At 35.6% G+C, this 21189-nt stretch carries 21 protein-coding genes; 3 read left to right on the top strand and 18 right to left on the bottom strand.

Annotated elements, in window-relative coordinates:
• Positions 1–78 precede the first annotated feature (78 nt).
• The 4 genes from ACFOY7_RS08580 to ACFOY7_RS08565 all read right to left on the bottom strand — a co-directional run bounded on the left by ACFOY7_RS08580 (position 79) and on the right by ACFOY7_RS08565 (position 3422).
• Positions 79–453, bottom strand: a complete 375-nt coding sequence (locus ACFOY7_RS08580) for a rhodanese-like domain-containing protein (protein ID WP_390251376.1) — start codon at positions 451–453, stop codon at positions 79–81.
• Between the two features lie 60 nt (positions 454–513).
• Complete coding sequence (locus ACFOY7_RS08575; protein ID WP_390251374.1) at positions 514–1884, bottom strand: dipeptidase; 1371 nt, start codon at positions 1882–1884, stop codon at positions 514–516.
• Positions 1885–2055: 171 nt separating this feature from the next.
• Entirely contained in the window at positions 2056–2523 is a 468-nt protein-coding gene (locus tag ACFOY7_RS08570; RefSeq protein WP_390251372.1) for an S-ribosylhomocysteine lyase, read from the bottom strand.
• A 116-nt stretch (positions 2524–2639) separates the two neighbouring features.
• Complete coding sequence (locus ACFOY7_RS08565; RefSeq protein WP_390251370.1) at positions 2640–3422, bottom strand: YhcN/YlaJ family sporulation lipoprotein; 783 nt, start codon at positions 3420–3422, stop codon at positions 2640–2642.
• Positions 3423–3624: 202 nt separating this feature from the next.
• Between ACFOY7_RS08565 and ACFOY7_RS08560 the strand changes: the two genes are divergently transcribed.
• On the top strand, positions 3625–3849 hold the full coding sequence (locus ACFOY7_RS08560) for a YhdB family protein (RefSeq protein ID WP_390251368.1): 225 nt from the start codon (positions 3625–3627) through the stop codon (positions 3847–3849).
• Positions 3850–4046: 197 nt separating this feature from the next.
• On the opposite strand, the gene ACFOY7_RS08555 is transcribed toward ACFOY7_RS08560, so the two are convergent.
• From ACFOY7_RS08555 to ACFOY7_RS08540, 4 genes are all read right to left on the bottom strand, one after another.
• Positions 4047–5588 carry a GNAT family N-acetyltransferase gene (locus ACFOY7_RS08555; RefSeq protein WP_390251366.1) on the bottom strand — a complete coding sequence of 514 codons (1542 nt, stop codon included), beginning with the start codon at positions 5586–5588 and terminating at the stop codon, positions 4047–4049.
• 56 nt (positions 5589–5644) lie between these two features.
• Positions 5645–6784: an anti-sigma-I factor RsgI family protein gene (locus ACFOY7_RS08550; RefSeq protein ID WP_390251364.1), complete on the bottom strand. Its 1140-nt coding sequence runs from the start codon at positions 6782–6784 to the stop codon at positions 5645–5647.
• Positions 6781–7512, bottom strand: coding sequence for an RNA polymerase sigma-I factor (gene sigI / locus ACFOY7_RS08545; protein WP_390251362.1), 732 nt, complete (start codon positions 7510–7512; stop codon positions 6781–6783). Before sigI ends, ACFOY7_RS08550 begins: the two co-directional genes overlap by 4 nt.
• Before the next feature lie 446 nt (positions 7513–7958).
• Positions 7959–8792 (bottom strand): S1C family serine protease, encoded by an 834-nt coding sequence (locus ACFOY7_RS08540; protein WP_390251360.1) that lies wholly within the window; start codon positions 8790–8792, stop codon positions 7959–7961.
• A gap of 161 nt (positions 8793–8953) precedes the next feature.
• Between ACFOY7_RS08540 and ACFOY7_RS08535 the strand changes: the two genes are divergently transcribed.
• The gene (locus ACFOY7_RS08535) at positions 8954–9499 is read left to right on the top strand and encodes a beta-class carbonic anhydrase (protein ID WP_390251358.1); all 546 of its coding nucleotides are present in this window, start codon (positions 8954–8956) and stop codon (positions 9497–9499) included.
• A 489-nt stretch (positions 9500–9988) separates the two neighbouring features.
• Here ACFOY7_RS08535 and ACFOY7_RS08530 read toward each other — a convergent pair whose 3' ends face one another.
• From ACFOY7_RS08530 to ACFOY7_RS08495, 8 genes are all read right to left on the bottom strand, one after another.
• Positions 9989–11452: a VWA domain-containing protein gene (locus tag ACFOY7_RS08530; RefSeq protein WP_390251356.1), complete on the bottom strand. Its 1464-nt coding sequence runs from the start codon at positions 11450–11452 to the stop codon at positions 9989–9991.
• Between the two features lie 64 nt (positions 11453–11516).
• The gene (locus tag ACFOY7_RS08525; RefSeq protein ID WP_390251354.1) at positions 11517–11654 is read right to left on the bottom strand and encodes a hypothetical protein; all 138 of its coding nucleotides are present in this window, start codon (positions 11652–11654) and stop codon (positions 11517–11519) included.
• Between the two features lie 278 nt (positions 11655–11932).
• Positions 11933–13384: a VWA domain-containing protein gene (locus ACFOY7_RS08520; protein WP_390251352.1), complete on the bottom strand. Its 1452-nt coding sequence runs from the start codon at positions 13382–13384 to the stop codon at positions 11933–11935.
• 60 nt (positions 13385–13444) lie between these two features.
• Positions 13445–14902, bottom strand: coding sequence for a vWA domain-containing protein (locus tag ACFOY7_RS08515; RefSeq protein WP_390251351.1), 1458 nt, complete (start codon positions 14900–14902; stop codon positions 13445–13447).
• Positions 14903–15399: 497 nt separating this feature from the next.
• Positions 15400–16884 carry a VWA domain-containing protein gene (locus ACFOY7_RS08510; protein ID WP_390251349.1) on the bottom strand — a complete coding sequence of 495 codons (1485 nt, stop codon included), beginning with the start codon at positions 16882–16884 and terminating at the stop codon, positions 15400–15402.
• A gap of 78 nt (positions 16885–16962) precedes the next feature.
• Positions 16963–17103, bottom strand: coding sequence for a hypothetical protein (locus tag ACFOY7_RS08505; RefSeq protein ID WP_390251347.1), 141 nt, complete (start codon positions 17101–17103; stop codon positions 16963–16965).
• A 191-nt stretch (positions 17104–17294) separates the two neighbouring features.
• Complete coding sequence (locus ACFOY7_RS08500; protein ID WP_390251345.1) at positions 17295–18746, bottom strand: vWA domain-containing protein; 1452 nt, start codon at positions 18744–18746, stop codon at positions 17295–17297.
• A gap of 79 nt (positions 18747–18825) precedes the next feature.
• The gene (locus tag ACFOY7_RS08495) at positions 18826–18963 is read right to left on the bottom strand and encodes a hypothetical protein (RefSeq protein ID WP_390251343.1); all 138 of its coding nucleotides are present in this window, start codon (positions 18961–18963) and stop codon (positions 18826–18828) included.
• A 125-nt stretch (positions 18964–19088) separates the two neighbouring features.
• On the opposite strand from ACFOY7_RS08495, the gene ACFOY7_RS08490 reads away from it, so the two are divergent.
• On the top strand, positions 19089–19526 hold the full coding sequence (locus tag ACFOY7_RS08490) for a prepilin peptidase (protein ID WP_390251341.1): 438 nt from the start codon (positions 19089–19091) through the stop codon (positions 19524–19526).
• Position 19527: 1 nt separating this feature from the next.
• On the opposite strand, the gene ACFOY7_RS08485 is transcribed toward ACFOY7_RS08490, so the two are convergent.
• Together ACFOY7_RS08485 and ACFOY7_RS08480 are read right to left on the bottom strand one after the other, a co-directional pair.
• Positions 19528–19851 carry a hypothetical protein gene (locus tag ACFOY7_RS08485; RefSeq protein ID WP_390251339.1) on the bottom strand — a complete coding sequence of 108 codons (324 nt, stop codon included), beginning with the start codon at positions 19849–19851 and terminating at the stop codon, positions 19528–19530.
• Positions 19852–19872: 21 nt separating this feature from the next.
• Positions 19873–21186, bottom strand: a complete 1314-nt coding sequence (locus ACFOY7_RS08480; RefSeq protein WP_390251337.1) for a vWA domain-containing protein — start codon at positions 21184–21186, stop codon at positions 19873–19875.
• Between the last annotated feature and the right edge of the window lie 3 nt (positions 21187–21189).

Here is a 21189-nt window from a genome sequence, read left to right as displayed (position 1 = left end):
CCTTTTTACTAATATACCATAATATAACTAAAAAAAAAGACCTTCTAAACTTGCGTTTAGTAAAGTCTTCTCAATAAATTAAGCGAAATGGCCTATTTTCTTCTTACACTTACAATCAGTCAGTGTATAACCAATCACTTCAAAACCTTTATTTTTCAAAAAACGTATAGCAATATTTTTTTCTAAATGATCAGATGCAACGATATGAATCCTTTTTACTGGTATTTCATGATAATATCTACGCAAATAAGAAACCGGAATAACAATGGCATGGTCAATTTCATCAGTGAAAGATTGCTGATAATCACGGATATCTAATGTGATTCTATCACTGTCATCACTCTTTATAAGCTCCATGCAAGGTATCCCTCTGATTGGAACATACCTTACATAAACTATTTGAATAATTAAAGCTGCTAACGCTAAACTAATAATAATGAGTAATAATAACATGATTTTTCCTCCACAAATAAGGATGGGTTGTTCCAATACGTAACATATGCTTGCAAAGATTTAGCCTAATTTACCGACCTTATTATAGTAATTTGCAATAGTTTGCATCCCTTTCTCAAAATGTTCAAGAGGGAAGCTTTCGTTTGGTGAATGCAGCCGATCGTCTGGTGTTCCAAAACCCAGTAATACAACTGGAATTTTATATATATCATCTAACCATTCTACAACAGGAATAGAACCACCCATACGTACATAAACAACCTCTTTATCAAAAGTTTCCTGGAAACTTTCAGCAGCTTTTTGGATTAATGGATGGCTTGGATCCACCCGATATGCTTTGGCAGATAGGGATTCCTTCTTAATCGTTACAGTCACACCTTTTGGCGTATTTCGTTCAATATGTTCCACTAATAAGTCTTGAACAGTTGTTGGGTCTTGCCCTGGGACTAAACGACACGTTAATTTTGTAGTAGCTGTTGCTGGAATGATTGTTTTGGTTCCTTCTCCCTGATACCCGCTATATAGACCATTTACTTCAAGTGTTGGTCGTGCCATTGTATGTTCTTTTGCTGTATATCCTTTTTCCGATACTGTTTCTTTTGCACCAGTTGATGCAGCGAAGTCCTCACTTGGTGCATGCTCAATAAGATCCCTCTCCTCATCCGTCAAGTCCTCTACTCCGTCATAGAAACCTTTAACTAATACGACTTCTTCTTCGTTTTTCATCGAGGTTAGTATATGCGCCATTGCCATTGCAGGGTTACGGATCGCACCACCGTACATTCCTGAATGGAGATCATTATCTGGACCTTTAACAGTAAATTCCAATCCGGTAAACCCTTTCAACCCGTATAATATTGTCGGCTGATCATTTGCAACCATGCCTGAATCCGATATTACAGCAAAATCAGCTTGATACTTTTCTTTCTGCTCTCGTAATATTTTATAAAGATTTGCACTGCCAATTTCTTCTTCCCCTTCAATGCATACCTTTACGTTCACTGGCAATTTTCCGGTTGTTTGTAAGAATGCTTTCAATACTGCCAAATGCATGAATACTTGTCCTTTATCATCACTGGCACCACGAGCATAAATTCTGTTTCCCCTGATTTCAGGATCGAATGGCTCGCTTTTCCATTCGTTTAAAGGCTCTGCTGGCTGTACATCATAATGACCGTAAAATAAAACAGTAGGTGCCTGATCACCAGCCTCTAACCATTCAGCAAAAACGATTGGATGCCCGTTTGTTTCTTGCACTTCTACTTGTTTAAATCCTGCATCTTTTAAATAATCAGCAACAAAATCAGCCGCTTTCTTAACATCATTTTTATATGTAGAATCAGTGCTAACACTGGGGATTTTTAGAAATTTCACTAATTGTTCGTGGTTCTCTTGTTTATTCTCACTCAAATATTGGATTACTCGATTCATGTTAAGTTCACAATCCTTTCCTTTTCTAACCATTTTATAGTTTAACATGGATCATTAGATATATTCACTATTTTTGATTCGTTTTCGATAAAGAGTTTAAATCAAGTTTTTTTTAAAAAAAAGCCTATAGGCAAACATGGAATGTTTACTTATAGGCTAGGAAATGAACAATTAGTCTGCAAATACGATATGCCAATTATCTTGCCCTGCTAACATTTCCTTGGCAATTTCTTTTGCCCCTTCTAAACTATGGTTGGCTGCCCATCCACATTGAACTTCATTACATGCTGGCACTTCTGTTGCGTTTAATACATCATTCAGTGTTTTTTCAAGTGCTTCTGCTACATCGTTAAAGCTGTCATTGTTTAAAATGGCTAAATAGAATCCTGTTTGGCACCCCATTGGGCTGATATCCAAAACATTATCAATATGGTTACGGATATTTTCGGCCATTAAGTGTTCAATGGAATGAAGTCCAGCCATTTCCATATGGTCCTTATTCGGTTGACAAAAACGAATATCATATTTATATACTTTATCACCATTTTGTCCTGTTGTTACTCCTACTAGACGAATATATGGTGCTTTTACTTTTGTATGGTCTAAATTAAAACTCTCTACATTCATTTTTTTCGTCATGAATCTCACTCTCCTCCATTATTTCTGTTGATCAAGAATAAGTTTCATTATAACATATTTGGCAACTTTCTCTACACAAGAAAGAGCCCCGCAATACAATGCGGGGCAGATTGTTGCTATGATTCATTATTCGGAAATACTCTTTCAATCATGTTTCCCATTCGATTAAATAGTCCTTCTACTGGTTCCCCTGATTCAACATCCTCCGAATAACGATTAACTAAATCAAAGAAGTCTGGGTTTGTTGAAACATATACGTTCTCAATATCATTATCAACTGATTTTACTGATTTTACGATTCGCTTTCTAACATCATCGCTCAATTCATTCTCATTTGTTGTTGTCTCACCATTCTTGTCCCAAGATGCAGCAACATAAGCATTATTTGCCGTTGTGATTACATAAACATTGTTTAACTCAGGGATGTCTTGTTTAATTTGGTTCTGTGCTTTATCTGCCACTTCATATTCATTATCATTTCTCATTGTCGTATTGTTGCCATTACCTTCATTGGTCATATTACGAGCATTATCGTTCATCCCGCCATTGTTGTTATTCCCCATACCGTTAGTATTATTGTTGTTATTCATTCCAGTATTATTATTGCCCATACCTCGGGTATTATTTTCCGTGCCTCGAGCGTTATTATTATTATTATCCATACCACGCTCAAACATATATTGATTATCTTGACCCAAACGGGTGTCTCGATCCATATCATTCATACGGTTATATTGTCGATCATCCCTGGGATCATTGGATGTTTGGTTGTATCCGATTGGACGAACATTATTGGTTCCATTTCTCTGATCTTGTTGACCATACTCATTATTACCACATGCAGCTAATGATAAGGCAGTAGCTAATGTTAAAACGATAGCTGGGTTTCTCAGCTTCATCGGATTCCCTCCTTCATAATTAAAGCGGTGCAATCATAGTATGAGAAAATCATGATGGTTTATCCTTATAAAAGATGGTTAAATTTTTGCCAAATTCCCCACAAAACAATTAGTGTAATAACCTGAAATTCGCTCACAATAGGAATGTAAAGTAAAGAAATCCCCTCCACTACTTAATACAGCCTAAAAGGGGGAAATAAAGGTGAGAAGTATTGATTATGATAAAGCCTTGTACTTTACTTTATGGGGACAATGGGATGATTTGTTAGTGTTAATGGTACGGACAAATGACGATCTTTTAGCTAAAAAAATCGAGTATTTTCTTCATGCTTACCATTATCCAATCTCACAAGAATGGCTCCAGAATACACATGAAGAGCTATTACATTATATTGATCATGCATTGTTACATGAGTTACAAGTATAAAATTTTATGATTGCAACTGCACATTACGGATAGCTTGATGGAAATCCTATGTTTTTAGTGAATACAGCACAATAACCAGCTTATTCTGCTTTTTCCTCGCTATTTGAAAATAACTTGTTATCAACCTTCTTTAAACTTTTTAGCTATATAAAAAAAAGCAAGTAGAGTTTCCATCTCCACTTGCTTTTTCCAATAATTTAATCGATCCCATTGTATTTTATCTCAAACAGGTCTTTTCTACGATCTCTCAATTGTCTTACCGTTCCAGATTTACGTTGGCGTCTTAATATTTCTAAGTCAACATCACCGACTACAACAGTTTCAATATTCGGATTACATTCACCAATAATTCCATCACGGGCGAATTCGAAATCAGATGGGGTAAAAATTCCTGACTGGGCATATTGAATATCCATATTCTCTACCTGGGTCAAGTTACCTACTGTGCCTGCAATTACTGTATAAACCTGATTTTCCACAGCACGAGCTTGAGCACAGTACCTTACTCTTAAATAGCCCTGCCGGTCATCCGTACAGAAAGGAACAAAGATAATATTTGCACCCTTGTCAACAGCATAACGGGTAAGTTCAGGAAATTGAATATCATAACAAATTTGAATGGCAATTTTCCCGCAATCCGTATCAAAGATATTTACCATATCACCTGGCTGTATTCCCCACCATTTACGTTCATTTGGTGTGACATGGATTTTATATTGTTTCTCAATCGTTCCATCTCTTCGGAATAAATAAGCAATATTGTAGATATGATCATCTTCTTCCACGAAATGCGATCCACCAATAATATTGACATTGTACCTTACTGCAAGATCAGTAAATAATTCAATATAATCCTCTGTGTATTCCGCCAGTTTACGTATGGCTTTGGATGGAACTTTTTCATCGAGAAATGACATTAATTGTGTTGTAAATATTTCTGGAAAAACTGCGAAGTCTGATTCGAAATCATACGCAACATCTACATAATATTCTACCTGTTTCGCAAATTCTTCAAATGATTCAATTTGTTTCATCATATACTGAATGACAGTAATCCGGACAGGGAAAGATGTTTTGAAGTGACGTTTTGTTGTTGGCCGGTAATCAATATTATTCCATTCCATTAATGTCGCAAATTGGGCAGAAGCTTTATCATCCGGCAAATAGCCAGGATTAATACGCATCACGGAAAAACCATTCATGATTTGAAATGTCAAAACAGGATCGAAGATGTTTTTATTGGTAACTTCTTCAACATATTCTCTTGGTGACATTTGATTTTGATACTTATGGTAATTAGGAATTCGCCCGCCGATAATAATACTTTTCAAGTTCATTTTGCGAGCTAAATCTTTTCTAGCCTCATATAGACGTTTGCCAATTTTCATCCCTCTATATTCAGGGTTTACCATTACCTCTATTCCATACAGGTTATAACCTTCCGGGTTGTGATTCGTTATATAACCTCCATCCGTTATATCATCCCAGGTATGTTTATCATCATATTCATCAAAGTTAATCACTAAAGAGGAACACGTTCCAATTATCTCCCCATCATATTCCACACAAAATTGACCTTCGGGAAATAATCGTAAATGGCTTTCAAGATGTTCCCTCTTCCATGGATCCATATTAGGAAAGCAAACCTTTTGCAATGCAAATATTTGTTCGAAGTCATGAGAGGTAATATTACGGACAATAATTTTCTTTTCAAAATTTGCTAGCTCAATTTTCGACATGTTGTTCATCCTTTCTCTTTTCAATATACAGTAACAACATGAAATTTGGATAAATATTAATGATGATCGTCCGTTCTGTTTGGGTGATTGTTAGCGGGAGGTTCGAGAGATTTATTTACTCCATTACCCCTTTGGTTATTTTTTAACTTGTCAGCATGGTTAGACTCTTTTGCTTCATCCTTATTCTTGTCCTTGTTTTTTGAAGCATTCTCGTTAGCGTGTTCGTTGCCCACAGCGTTATTTTTTGAAGAATTTTTGATTCTGTTTTCCTTAGCAGTATCACTCGCCTGATCTGGCAAGGATGGTTTGGCTTGTATTTCTGTCATACTTATATCCGTTTCTTCTGCTGTTTCGATATTAGGATTTTTATGCTCATCAGGATTTTCAAGGGTTGTAGAGTCGTCTGCATCCGAAGATTGTTCCTGTTCTTCTGAAGGTTCGTAATAAAAATTATATATTAGTTCTCTTTCCTCTTCATTTAAATCAGGAAGGTCTTGTTCCTTTTCCTCTACTTCATCTGTGCTATTATCTGCTGAGATAACAATTGTCTCCTCATCGTCTATTTCTTGTGCTATCATTTGATTTAGTGATATATTTTCTTTTTCTGCTTGTGTTCTTAACGCCTTTGACACTTCATATATCGCTACAGGATATTCTTTTTCAGTAAAGTAGTTTTCCAATTCCTGCACAACTAACGTATTGTCACTGTCATCTTTTAAATAGCTTACTGCCATTAGGATGGGAGCATTATTCTCCAAATCAAATTGTACCTGTGATTGTTCTATAATTTTTTCCGAAACCTCTATTAGTGTTTTATTTTCCAGATCTAAATTTTCCAGCAGCTTTTTTGCATCATCATTCATTGGCTCAATACCTATAATATGGTAATTTTGATCAATTTCTATATTCACACTAGGATTGATATCTAAACTAACAATTGCATATGCCTGGTGATTATTTGTCATTAAATATAGTGGAAATGCTAAAGACAGACAAAGCAGTATCATTGCGGCCATTCTCATGTTCTTTTTTTTACGGAACACTAAAAAAGGTGACAATCCACCTTCTTTTATTTCAAAGGATATTTCAGTGCCAATTTCACTTTCTTTGACTGGTTTAGCTTTATGGAAGATACCTTGACGATCCATGACGATCGTATAGCTTCGTTTATGTTCCACAATTATTCCTTTTTTCACAAATCTACCCCCTCAAGGTATTCTCTTAAATACATGTAATCACCTGTAAGGATAATAAAAATAGTTAAAATATATTTTCGATTCCTTTCTAGAGTTTTTTTACTAACTGGTACCTGCTTCAATAATTTTTTAACCGGAACTCTCTTCTTTTGCTCAACATATTCTTTTAGTTCCGGGTCTTGAACTAATTGTTTTGCTGCATAAACAGCTGATTCTCTTGCATCACGGTGTTTGGGAGAGATTTCCGTTAACTCTTGAAAAGAAATATTATACTCCCTCAGCTTTTGAGAGAGGTCCATAATTTCCTGTTTTCGGTGCCATGATTCTTCTTCCAGTTGAAAAATCTTCCTAGCTTCTGACACTTCTAACGGACTTTCTACAAATTCATCACTTTCATTATCATCTAATGAGTAATAGACACTTTGACGTTGTTCTTTTCGAATATAGTCAATAACCCTCCGCTTAATAATGACCTGAGCGAACGATAAGAAAGACGCTCCTTTCTCTCTAGAAAACCCTTTAATCGCTTCATGGAATGCAATCAATCCAACACTGAATTCGTCACTTTCCTTTTCTATGTATCTCTTGCAAACCTCTGATACACATTTTGCGATGAACGGCTGGTAAGCTAAAATTATTTCGTTTTGTAGTTGTTCGTCACCTCGCTGAATTCTCTCTATTTGTTCTTCTAATGTATATTCTCTATCCATTAACTGGCTTTCCATCATTTTCTGCACCACCAGTCCTTATATTATTCGAAATTCGTTTATAATTTTTGTCAGTATCAATCAAATTTCATGTATTTTTTTAACCAGTTATCTTTTGTACTTTAAACAGAATATATGAAATAAGTCTATCTATCTACCATGGTTTATTTACAAATAATTAAGATTTATTTTCAATTTGTAGTTCAAATAGACTAAGATGAATATATATTCTTAATTTTATATAACCTATTCTTAATAAATGGAGAATATATCTATTATTGGGTTTAAAATTGCTTTGTGTCTCTATTTACAAAGACTATTCGTTAATACCCTTTTCAAAGATTTTTAAACATAAAATTTTCTATTTTTACTAAACTTAATGAACTGGATTATATTGGTAGCAGACAGGAACAGCATTTGGCGGATCCAGGAAACTATCAAGGTCCTATAAAAAAACTCTCCAACAGCTAATCAGCAGTCGGAGAGTTTTTTGTATATTGCTGAAAATATTCAATGGGAACAGCTAATCCCACTTTACCATGCTGATCATTTTTCTGTGTGGCAAATATAACTGCAAGGACTTCCCCTTGTTGATTGATAACTGGACTACCACTGTTCCCTCGGTAAACTGGTGCATCTAACATATAAACAGGCTGATGCCAACTGTCTAACTTTGTTTCTCCAATCAAATCACCTTGATTTGCAATTCCATTAAACTGGAGTGGATTACCGATAAAGAGGACATTTTCCTCTTTTGCATCGGTATCCCCATCAGCAGCAAGATTTAAATAAGGTAGACCATCTTCATCTATTTTTAACAATGCAAGGTCAATTTCCGGAAATTCTTCTATCACTTCTCCACTGTACAGACCCTCTTCCTGAAAGGCAACAGTGATTTGGAATTGATCTTCTATTACATGATAATTCGTCAGGATATATCCATCTGAAGAAATAACAAATCCAGTCCCTTTATTATCATCACCTTCAATAACTACAACAGCTTTTCGATATTCCTTTACTGTATCATCTTGCATTAATTTGGCAGATGTTTTGATGAACTCCAAAGCTGGAATAGAAAATGTCTGTGGCAAGATGGCAAGTACCTGGATAATCATGGCTGCAGCGATAGTCCACCCTATCCATTTTGGAATAGTTTTTTTCTGTTGTTTCTCTTCTTGCTGCTTCTCTTTTAACTTTTGCCTTTCATACTGCACAAGCTCGTACATTTCTTCTGGATCGATGTCTTCATATAAGTCTTTATCCATAACATCAAGATCTTTCTCATCTTCTGATTTTCGCATGCCACACCTCACTAATGCAGACTTTCTCTATTGGTATTATATCATAACCAATAGTACTTAATTGAATGAAACAGAAACTTGTTTTATTATATTATAGAGCAGAAAATTTTGCTTAATAGATATCTATATCATTGTATATGACAACAAAGGAGTGGGAAAATATGTTATTAGACGAAATACTTACATTTAATCAGCAATTTGTGGACAATAACGAATACCGAGTATACGAAACGGATAAATACCCCAATAAGCGTGCCGTTATCTTTACATGTATGGATACACGATTAGTAGAATTATTGCCAAAGGCTTTAAATTTAAAAAATGGCGACGTGAAAATGGTAAAGAACGCTGGAGCAATTTTAAATGATCCTTATGATAGTACGATGAAAAGTATTTTAGTTGCTATCTATGCACTGCAGGCTGATGAAGTGTTTGTAATTGCTCATCACCGTTGTGGCATGAATCATTTTGACACAGATGGTTTTATTGATTTGATGAAAGAAAGAGGAATTAACCAGAAAGAAATTGACAGCCTTGACGTTGATGCACACAAATGGTTAGTCGGCTTTGAAGATCCTGCGAAATCAGTAGAAAAATCTGTACAAGTTATTGAAAATCACCCTTTATTACCTGAAGGTGTGCCTGTTCACGGTCTTGTTATCGACCCAGCAACAGGTAAATTAGATTTAGTTAAAAAAGGATATTAATAGTACACCCCGAAAGATATCACCATAACTTTCGGGGTGTATTTTATAATAAAATGTAATAGGCATTAACAAAACACAACTATTATTATGATATAAACGGGAGTAGACCGATAAAATAAATCTTTATGGAAGCTTTCTCATTTTTCATGTACCGCTGCTTTCAAACGATACTCCCCCTTCGCTTAATTTATACCTTGTTATCTGTGCAATGAACTTTTGAACCTTATAGAAACAAGCTTGTTCGCCCAATATTATTTACAGGCATTCCTTATAAATTGATAAGTATAGTTATTAATCACTTTGATATAGTTTTTAAATTTCTTTTAAACTTTCAACTTCAGTTTTCTAATATCAATAGATCAATCTCTTCTAAAAAAGTTTGTAGGCATCATATATTCAAATACTTAGACACTATTAATCATAGAAGGTGAAAGTTAGCAACAGAGTATTCTCTAAGGGCATTTATTAATTGAATAGGACTCCATTCTATCAGTCATCATTAACAGTTTCTTCATATTCTTCATTTATCTTCTCTAGTTGTGTTTCATAGTTCTTTTCTACTTCTTCCTTCAACTCTTCAATTTCAGTATCTCTTATCTCGAAATAAAAATCTCTTTTATCCCATTGCTTGCTATACATATAATCGTATGCTGTGCGACTTATATAATTTTCCTCATGAAATAGGTGACGCAGAACCATACGGTGATTGGAAGCTTCATCTTCTATCAAATTATACCAGCTGCTTCTCTCTTTTAAGAGTGCTAACTTTTGCTCCTCCCTTTGTTCATATACATTAAATCTTTCTCCATTTTTCCAATCTTTCCATCTTTTAATTAATGCTTCCCCTTGTCCTAATGCTTCTTTTAGTTCTTCTTCATCTCCTGCATTCGTGTAGATGCCTCCACCAGTTTCCGCGATTTCACGCAGTTGCGCCTGTCCCTCAATTCCGACATTAAAACCAATCACATTGACGATCGACTGTATATCAGATTCTGCCAGTTCTTGCGCTGCTGCCACTGGATCACCCTCACAAGTTTCGACACCGTCACTCACTATATAGACAAGATTAGTGTTATTCTCCCCAGGGAATAATTCAAAATCTTCTTTCGCTTTTTCTAAACTTAACCCGATTGGTGTCCATCCGGTTGGAGCAAGCGGCTCTAAAACGGCCTCAATATCAGTGGTATTTGATGGCTGAAAATCATAAATTAATTCTGTTGCTTGACAAGATTTCTCTTGCGTTTCCCTTTTATTGGAACCTTCATGGCCGTAGACACGCACACCAACATTTGCCTCCTCAGGTAAATCAGAACTAAAATTTAGAATCGATTCCTTTGCCATCTCTAGCATCGATTTGCCGTTCACTTCATTCGCCATACTTCCACTCACATCTAATATCAACAGAACATTAACTTGATCTTTAAATTGAAACCGGTCATCTTCTAACTCTGCATTTCCAAAATGAGTGAAGTTTATTTCTTCTAATATTTGACGAGGGTCTGGATATTCTTCTGAGAAAATATAGCGAAAAGCACGCCACCATTGGTCTATGTATTCTTCATTTTCCTCCTCTTCAATCGACGGTAACACCTCTTTCACGAATGCAGCTTTTTCTTCTATTTCCATAATAGGTTCCTCACCTGTTATATCCCCATTCCCAGCTAATGGACCTACAGGATATGAAATGATTTCATCAAAAGTTGTAGGCTCTTCCGGTGCACGTTCTATCAGATTCTTTAATGGGTCGCTATCTTCTTCATTAAAATTCTCCTTATCTCTATTGTCTTCCCCTTCCTCATCGTCTTCATTATTGTTTATAGCTTCTTCTGTATCCACTTTGCTTTCATTCTCTTGTTTTGACTCACTTTCTTGCCCCGTACATCCAAGCAATACTATAACCAGCGTGAAGAAGAAAAGCATAATCATCGAATTCTTTAAATGTGTGATACACATTATAAAACCCTCCTCCGTTTAAACTATGTATAATAAGAAACTTTCTCCACCATTCTTATTGCTATTAATCGAACATAAAGAGTTTTAATACTCCACCTAATATTGCATCAAATATATTGGTTACTCCCTCTTCGCCGTTTCCACCATCAAAGAAATTTATAGCTATCATAATAATAACCACTGCTGCTGTTGCGATGCCCATAAATTCGACAGCTGTTGAACCTTGTAATATTGTTTAAACTTCTTAGTTTTAAAATTAACTATAGGAAGTGTGTTCACAATACGATATTATTTTGGATTTAATTTTATGAAATGAGAGGTATTTACATGTATGTTGTTCTTTTTATTGTCCCAATTGCTATTATTATAGTAATCTCTACTTTACAGATTTGAAAAGCAGGTGAATTGACAATTGGCTGACTTTCCCTGGTATAATCCCTCATGAACAAAAGACTTGTTGAGGTAAATGTACCGTTATTATTATTCTATCTCTTCCACTAATTCTTCATATTCATTATTAATTTTCTCTAATTGGTTTTCATAGTTTTCCTCTATATCCTTTCTTAATTCTTCATAAGTGGTATCCATAATTTCTCTATAAAGGTCCCTTTTTTCCCAATATTTATCCTTCATATATTCATATGCTGACCGGTTAATATAGTCTTCCATGAATAATTGATGAATGACATTTCTTTCATTAGTAAATTCATCGGTAATCAAGTATGCCCAGTCTAACCTTTCCTTAATAGCCTCAGATGCTTGACCTTTTCTTTGTTCGTAGACATTCACCTTTTCTCCTGTCTTCCAATCGCTCCATTGCTGTATTAACTCTTCACCTTTACCTAAAGCTTCTTTTAAATCTTCTTCATTCCCTGCATTGGTGTAAATCCCGCCTCCTGCTTCGGCTATTTCACTTAAATTATTTTGACCTTCAATACCTACATTGAATCCAATCACATTTACTATTGATTGAATATCGGATTCCGCTAACTCCTTAGCCGCCGTTACAGGATCTCCTTCACACGTCTCCGCTCCATCACTGACAATATATACTAAATTCGTATTACTCTCTCCAGAAAACTTGGCAAAGTCTTCTTTCGCCTGTTCTAAACTTAAGCCAATCGGTGTCCAGCCTGTTGGTGACAATGGATCAATTACCTCTTGAATCTCGCTTGTATTGGCTGATTGAAAGTCATAGATTAAATCGGTAGCTTGGCATGACTCTTCTTTTGTATTTCCCGTACTGGCCCCTTCATGACCATATATACGAACACCAACATTGGCATCCTCAGGAATATCGGAAGCAAAATTCAAGATAGAATCTTTTGCTATTTGAAGCATCGATTTACCGTCCACTTCATTTGCCATACTTCCACTAACATCAAGAACAATCAATACATTGATTTGATCTTTAAAATGAAAACGTTCATCTTCTAATGCCTCATTCCCAAAGTGGGTATAATTCATTTCTTCGATAATCTGTCTTGGATCAGGATATTCCTCTGCAAATAAATAACGAAAGGCACGCCACCATTGATTAAAATAGGCCTCATCTTGTTGTTCTTCCTCAATTGCCGGTAATACCTCCATTACGTAGTTCACCAGTTCTTCTTTTTCCATGACTGGTTCATTTCCAGTAATTCTACCGTTCCCTGCTAGCGGTCCGACGGGATAGGCTATGATTTCTTCTAAATTTGCTGGTTCTTCTGGTGCGCGTTCTAACAGATTTGCTAATGGATCAACCAGTTCTTCTTCATCAGCTATGTTGCTATCATCTTTTTCACTGATTGTATCGGTTGGACTTACCTTTTTTTCCTCACTATTATGATCTGTGTTTTCTTCATTCGATTTTTCGGAAGGTTCCTCTGCTTGGCATGCAGCTAAAAGAAATAGAATGAAAAGGACAGATACGAGATTCTTTTTCACTAACATCTAATGAACTCCTTCGTTTAATAGATTTAGAAATAACTAAAAAAGACTTTAAGGGTGCATTTATTCTTCCTCTTCCATGAATTCATCATATTCTTGTTCAATTTTTTCTAGTTGTTTTACATAGTTTTTTTCTATTTCTTTCTCTAAATTTTCAAATTCATTTTCTCTAATTTCTTTATATAAATCTTTTCTTTCATAGTATCTAGACATCATATATTCATAAGCCTTCCTATTGATATATCCTTCTGAATGTAAAGCACGAAGAATAAAGTTATGGTTATAATATTCATCTGCCATTAAGTCCATCCATTCCCCTTTATCTCTTACGGCTTGTGACTCTTGTTCTTTTATTTGCTCAGAAACATTCCTTATTTCCCCTTTTTTCCATTCTTTCCATTGTTGAATTAATGCTTCCCCTCTGCCCAATGCTTCTCTTAATTCGTCTTCATTCCCTGCATTGGTATAAATCCCGCCTCCCGCTTCTGCAATTTCTCGCAGGTGGGATTGACCTTCAATTCCGACATTGAATCCGATCACATTGACAATTGATTGGATATTCGAATCCGCTAATTCCTTAGCCGCCGTTACAGGATCCCCCTCACACGTCTCTATTCCGTCACTGACGATATAGACAAGGTTCGTGTTATTTTCTCCAGGATAGGCAGAAAAATCTTCCGTTGCCTGTTCTAAACTTCGACCAATCGGTGTCCACCCTTTCGGTTTCAATGGCTCAATTACATCTCGGATATCGCTTGTATTGGCTTGTTGAAAGTCATAGATTAACTCAGTGGCTTGGCATGACTCTTCTTTTTTAAGCTCCGTACCATCTCCTTCATGGCCATATACCCGGACCCCGATATTGGCTTCATCAGGAAGGCCAGACGTGAAATTATATATTGAATCTTTAGCCATCTGAAGCATTGACTTGCCGTCTATCTCATTCGCCATACTTCCACTAACATCAAGAACCAATAATACATTGATCTGATCTTTAAAATGAAAGCGCTCATCTTCTAAAGCATCATTGCCAAAGTGAGTATAATTCAATTCCTTTAGGATACTTTGTGGATCGGGATATTCTTCTGCAAAAAGATAATGAAAAGCGCGCCACCATTGATCTAAATACGCTTCTTCTTTATCTTCTTCTATGGCAGGCAATACCTCTTTTATGTAGGAGACTTTTTGCTCCTCTTCCATAATCGGTTCCGTACCTGTTATATCTCCATTGCCAGCCAAAGGCCCAACAGGATATGCGATAATTTCTTCGATATTACTAGGAATATCTGGCACACGATCTAATAAATTCAATAGTGGATCGGTTGATTCTTGTTTTGGTTTTTCTTCCTGGTTACTGAATTCTGGCTCGTTTTCAGCATTTTCATTTATTGTCTCCTGTGCCACAGGTTTTTCTTCCATATCTGGTTCATCCTCTGACTCTTCACTTGTACAACCAACTAATAAAACCATTACGAACAGAAAACCAAAAATTAAATAAGTTGCTGAAAATTTAGAAGTCATAGATCAAAACACCCTTTTCCATTTTAGGTATAATAGCAATGGTGAAGAGACTTGGTTCTTCACCATTGCTGACATTAATTATTATTTAAATTTAAATAAATCCCCTACGCCATCAATAACAGATTTCAGAAGATTTTCTATTAGACCCGCCTCCTGTTCCGCCATCACCCATGTAATTACTAACTAATAAAATGATTACGACTGCTACTGCTGTGATGCCCATAAATTCGACAGCTGTTGAACCTTGTAATATTGTTTAAACTTCTTAGTTTTAAAATTAACTATAGGAAGTGTGTTCACAATACGATATTATTTTGGATTTAATTTTATGAAATGAGAGGTATTTACATGTATGTTGTTCTTTTTATTGTCCCAATTGCTATTATTTTAGTAATCTCTACTTTTACAGATTTGAAAAGCAGGCGAATTTACAATTGGCTGACTTTCCCTTCTTTATTTCAATAGGATCTTAATTCCTAGCAACCCAATTAAAACTTTTATTCTTCCTCTTCATATAATTCAGCGTACGCTTCATTTATTTTTTCTAATTGAGCTTTATATTTATCTTCTATCTCATTTTGCAACTCCTCATAGGTCGTTTCTTTAACATCGGAATATAGATCTCTTTGCTCGTAATGTCTATCTTTCATAAAATCATATGCCGATCGATTAATATAATCCTCTTGGAATAGTTCATGGAGGACAGAATTTTGACTATGGAGTTCATCTGATATTAAGTAGGTCCATTGATTTCTTTCCCATATAGCTTCTAATGCTTGCTCATCTTTTTGTTCTCGCACATTAAATCTTTCGCCTTCCTTCCAATCCTTCCATCGTTGGATTAAAGCATCTCCTTGTCCCAATGCCTCTTTTAATTCTTCTTCATCTCCTGCATTGGTATACATTCCGCCACCCGCTTCTGCGATCTCCCGTAATTGGTTTTGTCCCTCTAATCCTACATTAAAACCAATTACATTGATGATCGACTGAATGTCTGATTCCGCCAGATCTTTCGCTACAACTGCAGGATCTCCATCACAAGTTTCCGCTCCGTCACTTACAATATAAATAAGATTCGTGTTGTTTTCCCCTGGATACGGAGCAAAATCCTTTTTCGCTTGTTCTAAACTAAATCCAATCGGTGTCCAACCTGTTGGAGAAAGTGAACCGATAACTTGCTCTATGTCACTTGTACTTGCTGGTTGAAAACCATAAATGATATCAGATGCCTGGCAAGACTCTTCTCGCGATTTTCCCGTACTGGATCCTTCATGACCATAAACACGTACACCTATATTTGCATCTTCTGGTAAATCAGAGCCGAAATCTAAAATGGAATTCTTGGCAATTTCCAACATCGTTTTCCCATCGACTTCATGTGCCATGCTTTGACTGACATCTAAAATTAATAAGACATTAATCTGGTCTTTAAAATGAAACCGCTCATCTTCTAAGGCGGTACTGCCAAAATGGTTATAATTAATTTCTTTTAATATATAACGGGGGTCTGGGTATTCTTCGGCAAACAAATAACGATATGCTCGCCACCATTGGTCTAAATACGCTTCATCTTTCTCTTCTTCAATGGATGGCAATATATCTTTAACATAGGCTGCCATTTCTGTCTCTTCCATAAGAGGTTCTTCTCCCGTTAGAGCTCCATTTCCGGCTAATGGGCCTTCGGGATAAGCGATAATTTCTTCTAAATTAGTGGGCTCTTCTGGTGCCTGGTCTAAAAGGTCTTCTAAAGGATCTTTACTTTCGGATCCCATTTCCCCAGCACTTTCATGTTCAATATCTATTTCTTTATTATTTTCAGGATCAGTTATTACTTCGCGTGTTTCCTCATTTTTTTTATTACTATTCTCTTCATTAGGTTGTTCTGTTTCTATGTCATCATTTGTACATCCAGTTAATATAATAAATAAAGCAATAAGCATCCCTATTAGTATATGTTTTCGAGAACAATCTGTAGATACCAAGCCTTTTACCATCCTCTCTAAATTTGTTAAAAATTACCATTGTGAAGTAACCTTAACTTCACAATGGTACCTAACTTATTATTTGAAAGTAAATAAAACTTTAACTCCCGTTACTATATCAGTCAATAGAGTTGTAATCATACCTCCACCAGTGCCACTTTCACTAAAGAAGTTAAATGCTAACATGATAATAACCACTGCTGCTGTTGCGATGCCCATAAATTCGACAGCTGTTGAACCTTGTAATATTGTTTAAACTTCTTAGTTTTAAAATTAACTATAGGAAGGATGTATTGTTTTGGTTTCAATGGGACTCCTCCTTTGTTTATATTTTTTTGTTTCCCCTGACTTTTTAACTATGCGGGAAACACTTATAATTACATTACCTATAAATGCTAATCTTTGATACTTCAACTATCAACATTTTCGTTATATTCTTGATTTATTTTTTTTATTGTTTCTTCATACTTCTCTTCCACTTCGTCTAGCAACTCTTTATACTCTGCTTCTTTAATTTCAATGTATAAATCTCTCTTTTCCCACACCTTATCATAAAAGTAATCATATGCCTCATTATTAATGTAATCTTCTTCAGATAATAAATGAATTACAGATCGTAAATTATCAAATTCATCAGATATTATATAGCTCCACTCATTTCTTTCATATATAGCTTTTACTCGTTGTTCATTCCTCTGCTCATAAATATCAGCCTTTTCTCCCTGTTTCCACTCATTCCATTGTTTAATCAATGCTTCTCCTTGGCCTAATGCTTCATTTAATTCTTCTTCATTGCCTGCATTAGTATAAATCCCCCCGCCTGCTTCAGCTATTTCACGTAAATTGTTTTGACCTTCAATACCTACATTGAATCCAATCACATTTACTATTGATTGAATATCGGATTCCGCTAACTCCTTTGCTACTGTTACAGGGTCTCCTTCACACGTCTCCGCTCCATCACTGACAATATATACTAAATTCGTATTACTCTCTCCAGAAAACCTGGCAAAGTCTTCTTTCGCCTGTTCTAAACTTAGGCCAATCGGTGTCCAGCCTGTTGGTGACAATGGATCAATTACCTCTTGAATCTCACTTATATTGGCTGATTGAAAGTCATAGATTAAATCAGTAGCTTGGCATGATTCTTCTTTTGTATATCCCGTACTGGCTCCTTCATGACCATATATACGAACACCAACATTGGCATCCTCAGGAATATCGGAAGCAAAATTCAAGATAGAATCTTTTGCTATTTGAAGCATCGATTTACCGTCCACTTCATTTGCCATACTTCCACTGACATCAAGAACAATCAATACATTGATTTGATCTTTAAAATGAAAACGTTCATCTTCTAATGCCTCATTCCCAAAGTGGGTATAATTCATTTCTTCGATAATCTGTCTTGGATCAGGATATTCCTCTGCAAATAAATAACGAAAGGCACGCCACCATTGATCGAAGTAGGCTACGTCATCTTTCTCCTTAATTGGTGGTAATACATCTTTTACATAGTTAACTTTCTCTTCATCACTTATGATAGGATCTTTTCCTGTTAACTTCCCATTCCCAGATAGTGGACCGGCTGGATATGAAATAATTGCTTCCAAGTCTTTAGGTTCTTCTGGTGCTTTATTAAAAATATCCTCGAAAGAATTTTCTTCTTCTTCTTCTAACTCGAAATTTTTATCAAATTCCTTTTGGTTTTCCTCTATCTCATTATCAAAAGTATTTTCTTGTGATTCTTTATTCTCTTTCACTTGTTCTGTATCATGACCTCTTTGGAAACAACCTGCCATTATAAAAATGGAAAATAAAAAAACAGTAATAGCATAAATTCCAAGTCTTTTATGGATCATTTAATCTACTCTCTTTCTTGAAAAATTCTTTGAAAAAGTAAAAATGGTGAATGATTTCTCAACCATTGTTAAAAAAAAATTAATTAAATTTGAATATGCCTGTTACTCCACTTACGAGACCTTCTAGTAATGTGTCTACTAAGCCGTTTCCTTTTCCACCATCAAAGAAATTCATAGCTATCATAATAATTACCACTGCTACTGCCGCGATGCCCATAAATTCGACAGCTGTTGAACCTTGTAATATTGTTTAAACTTCTTAGTTTTAAAATTAACTATAGGAAGTGTGTTCACGATATGATATAATTTTGGATATAATTTCATGAAATGGGAGGTATTTACATGTATGTTGTTCTTTTTATTGTCCCAATTGCTATTATTCTAGTAATCTCTACTTTTACAGATTTGAAAAGCAGGCGAATTTACAATTGGCTGACTTTCCCTGGTATGATCTATTTTGGTCTTTATCATCTTGTGTTCCATCTTCAAAATATCCTTACATACATACTAGGTTTCCTGCTTGTGGGGGGTATTTGTTTCCTTATTGCTATGTTTTCCAATTCACTAGGCGGTGGGGATATTAAATTATTCGCACTACTTGGTTTAGCATTTGGTATCAATGCAGGTTTTTACATATTATTATATAGTTATTTATTAACAGCACTGATTGCTGTTCCTATTCTCTTATTAAAGAAAATATATCCTGATAAAATGTACATAAAAGAAATCCCTATGGCACCGTTTATCGCGCTAGGGACCTTCATTGTTTATATGGCATAAGCTAGAATTCTGTCACAACTTCTTTTGTTTCTTTCTGATCCTTGTATGCATCTATCAAAAGCACAATGGCGCTAATTATATGCATAATCATACCTAAAAAAATGATCCAGCCTAAACAAGAGGTAACAATTCCAATAATACTTCCATGTATATTTTTCTTTTCTTGAATAGAAAAAACTAATGTAACAATATGCAGTACAAGCATCACGAATAAAGGGGTCCATGCTAACCCTAATATAATCGTCCCGCCAACGAATGGTATTCCCCAAAATGCTTCTAAACCGCCAGTAATCCACTTAAAAAGTGTAGAAACTCTGGATTTCAATGAAAATCCCTCCAATATTAGTTAATTTTCCTCAATATCTTTATTAATTAAGTTCATTTGATCCTTGTAGTTGGATTCAATAGCTTCCACGATGTCTTTGTATGCACTCTCTCCAATTTCGTTATAAGATAGTTCCCTTTCTGTACGTTTAATAGCAAAGTAGCGATGTGCGGCATCTGTTATATAGCCTGAACTCCGTAAATCGTTAATGATCGAAAAGACGCTACTCCCTTCTCGTTGGTTCACTTCCTGCCAACTTTCTAAAAAAGCATCTGCCTCTTCTATTTGTTCCTTTTTATGTTCATCTGCTCTATTACTCGCAAATTGTTGCCAAATCTTCCACTCATTAATCATTTCTTCTGCACGTTCAAATGCTTCTTGTAACTCTTCTTCATTTCCCGCTGGTGTATATTCTCCTCGTCCTGCTTCTGCAATTTTTTGCAGTTCCGTTTGACCAGCTTCATCAACATTTAGACCTATTACATTAATGATTGGTTTAATATCGGAGTTAGTAAGTGACTTTGCAACAGTTACCGGATCTCCTCCACATGTATCCATTCCATCACTTACTACATAAATGATGTTAGAATTTTGCTCAGAAGGGAACTGTGCCAAATCTTCTTTAGCTTGTTCAATACTTAGGGCTAATGGGGTCCATCCTGCAGGGTCATATCGTTCGATCTCATCATAAAAATCTTCTTCATCTAATGGCTGCAGTTCATAGACTAGTTCAGAGCTCTCACAAGATTTCTTCTCCTTATCCTTACTGCTATCCCCTTCATGACCATAAACCCGTAAACCAACATTCGCGTCTTCCGGTAATTCCTCCGTAAACTGAATAATAGAATCCCTCGCAATATCTATCATTCTCTTCCCATCAATTTCCTGTTTCATACTTCCACTTACATCCATCACGATAAGTACATTCACTTGTTCTTTCAGTGGAATAACCTCTTTTTCTTTTAATAATGGATGTGTAAAAGGTTCCAGTTGCTGTTCTACGAAGATACCTTCAGGATCTGGATAGGCTTCCTTGACCAAGGAATAATAAACATTCCACCAATCTTCCAGATACGCTTCCTCTTTTTCTTCATCAATTGGTGGTAAAATAGATTTAACAGTTTCTAACATGGACTCTTTATTTTCTTTGAACGAAAGATCTGCTAAGGAACCTTTAGGGTATTCTAATATTCCCGCTAAATCTGTTGGCATTTCTTCAACCAGATCTTTTTCCTTAGCGAATACCTCATGAACATCACTAGAGGAGCATGCAGTCGGTAATAACAGGGCAATTAATGATACAAAAAGCAATGTGATTTTATGATTTAGCTTCAATTG

Source organism: Gracilibacillus xinjiangensis, from assembly GCF_042651765.1.
Lineage (GTDB): Bacteria > Bacillota > Bacilli > Bacillales > Amphibacillaceae > Gracilibacillus > Gracilibacillus xinjiangensis.
This window is presented reverse-complemented; position numbering and strand designations above follow the sequence as displayed.

Coding starts and splice junctions, on each gene's coding strand:
- ACFOY7_RS08565 (WP_390251370.1), bottom strand. CDS start 3,422: ATGAAGCTGAGAAACCCAGCTATCGTTTTAACATTAGCTACTGCCTTA.
- ACFOY7_RS08570 (WP_390251372.1), bottom strand. CDS start 2,523: ATGACGAAAAAAATGAATGTAGAGAGTTTTAATTTAGACCATACAAAA.
- ACFOY7_RS08490 (WP_390251341.1), top strand. CDS start 19,089: ATGTATGTTGTTCTTTTTATTGTCCCAATTGCTATTATTCTAGTAATC.
- ACFOY7_RS08520 (WP_390251352.1), bottom strand. CDS start 13,384: ATGTTAGTGAAAAAGAATCTCGTATCTGTCCTTTTCATTCTATTTCTT.
- ACFOY7_RS08540 (WP_390251360.1), bottom strand. CDS start 8,792: ATGCGAAAATCAGAAGATGAGAAAGATCTTGATGTTATGGATAAAGAC.
- ACFOY7_RS08555 (WP_390251366.1), bottom strand. CDS start 5,588: ATGTCGAAAATTGAGCTAGCAAATTTTGAAAAGAAAATTATTGTCCGT.
- ACFOY7_RS08500 (WP_390251345.1), bottom strand. CDS start 18,746: ATGATCCATAAAAGACTTGGAATTTATGCTATTACTGTTTTTTTATTT.
- ACFOY7_RS08580 (WP_390251376.1), bottom strand. CDS start 453: ATGTTATTATTACTCATTATTATTAGTTTAGCGTTAGCAGCTTTAATT.
- ACFOY7_RS08525 (WP_390251354.1), bottom strand. CDS start 11,654: ATGGGCATCGCAACAGCAGCAGTGGTTATTATTATGATAGCTATAAAT.
- ACFOY7_RS08505 (WP_390251347.1), bottom strand. CDS start 17,103: ATGGGCATCGCAACAGCAGCAGTGGTTATTATCATGTTAGCATTTAAC.
- sigI (WP_390251362.1), bottom strand. CDS start 7,512: ATGATGGAAAGCCAGTTAATGGATAGAGAATATACATTAGAAGAACAA.
- ACFOY7_RS08535 (WP_390251358.1), top strand. CDS start 8,954: ATGTTATTAGACGAAATACTTACATTTAATCAGCAATTTGTGGACAAT.
- ACFOY7_RS08515 (WP_390251351.1), bottom strand. CDS start 14,902: ATGACTTCTAAATTTTCAGCAACTTATTTAATTTTTGGTTTTCTGTTC.
- ACFOY7_RS08495 (WP_390251343.1), bottom strand. CDS start 18,963: ATGGGCATCGCGGCAGTAGCAGTGGTAATTATTATGATAGCTATGAAT.
- ACFOY7_RS08575 (WP_390251374.1), bottom strand. CDS start 1,884: ATGAATCGAGTAATCCAATATTTGAGTGAGAATAAACAAGAGAACCAC.
- ACFOY7_RS08530 (WP_390251356.1), bottom strand. CDS start 11,452: ATGTGTATCACACATTTAAAGAATTCGATGATTATGCTTTTCTTCTTC.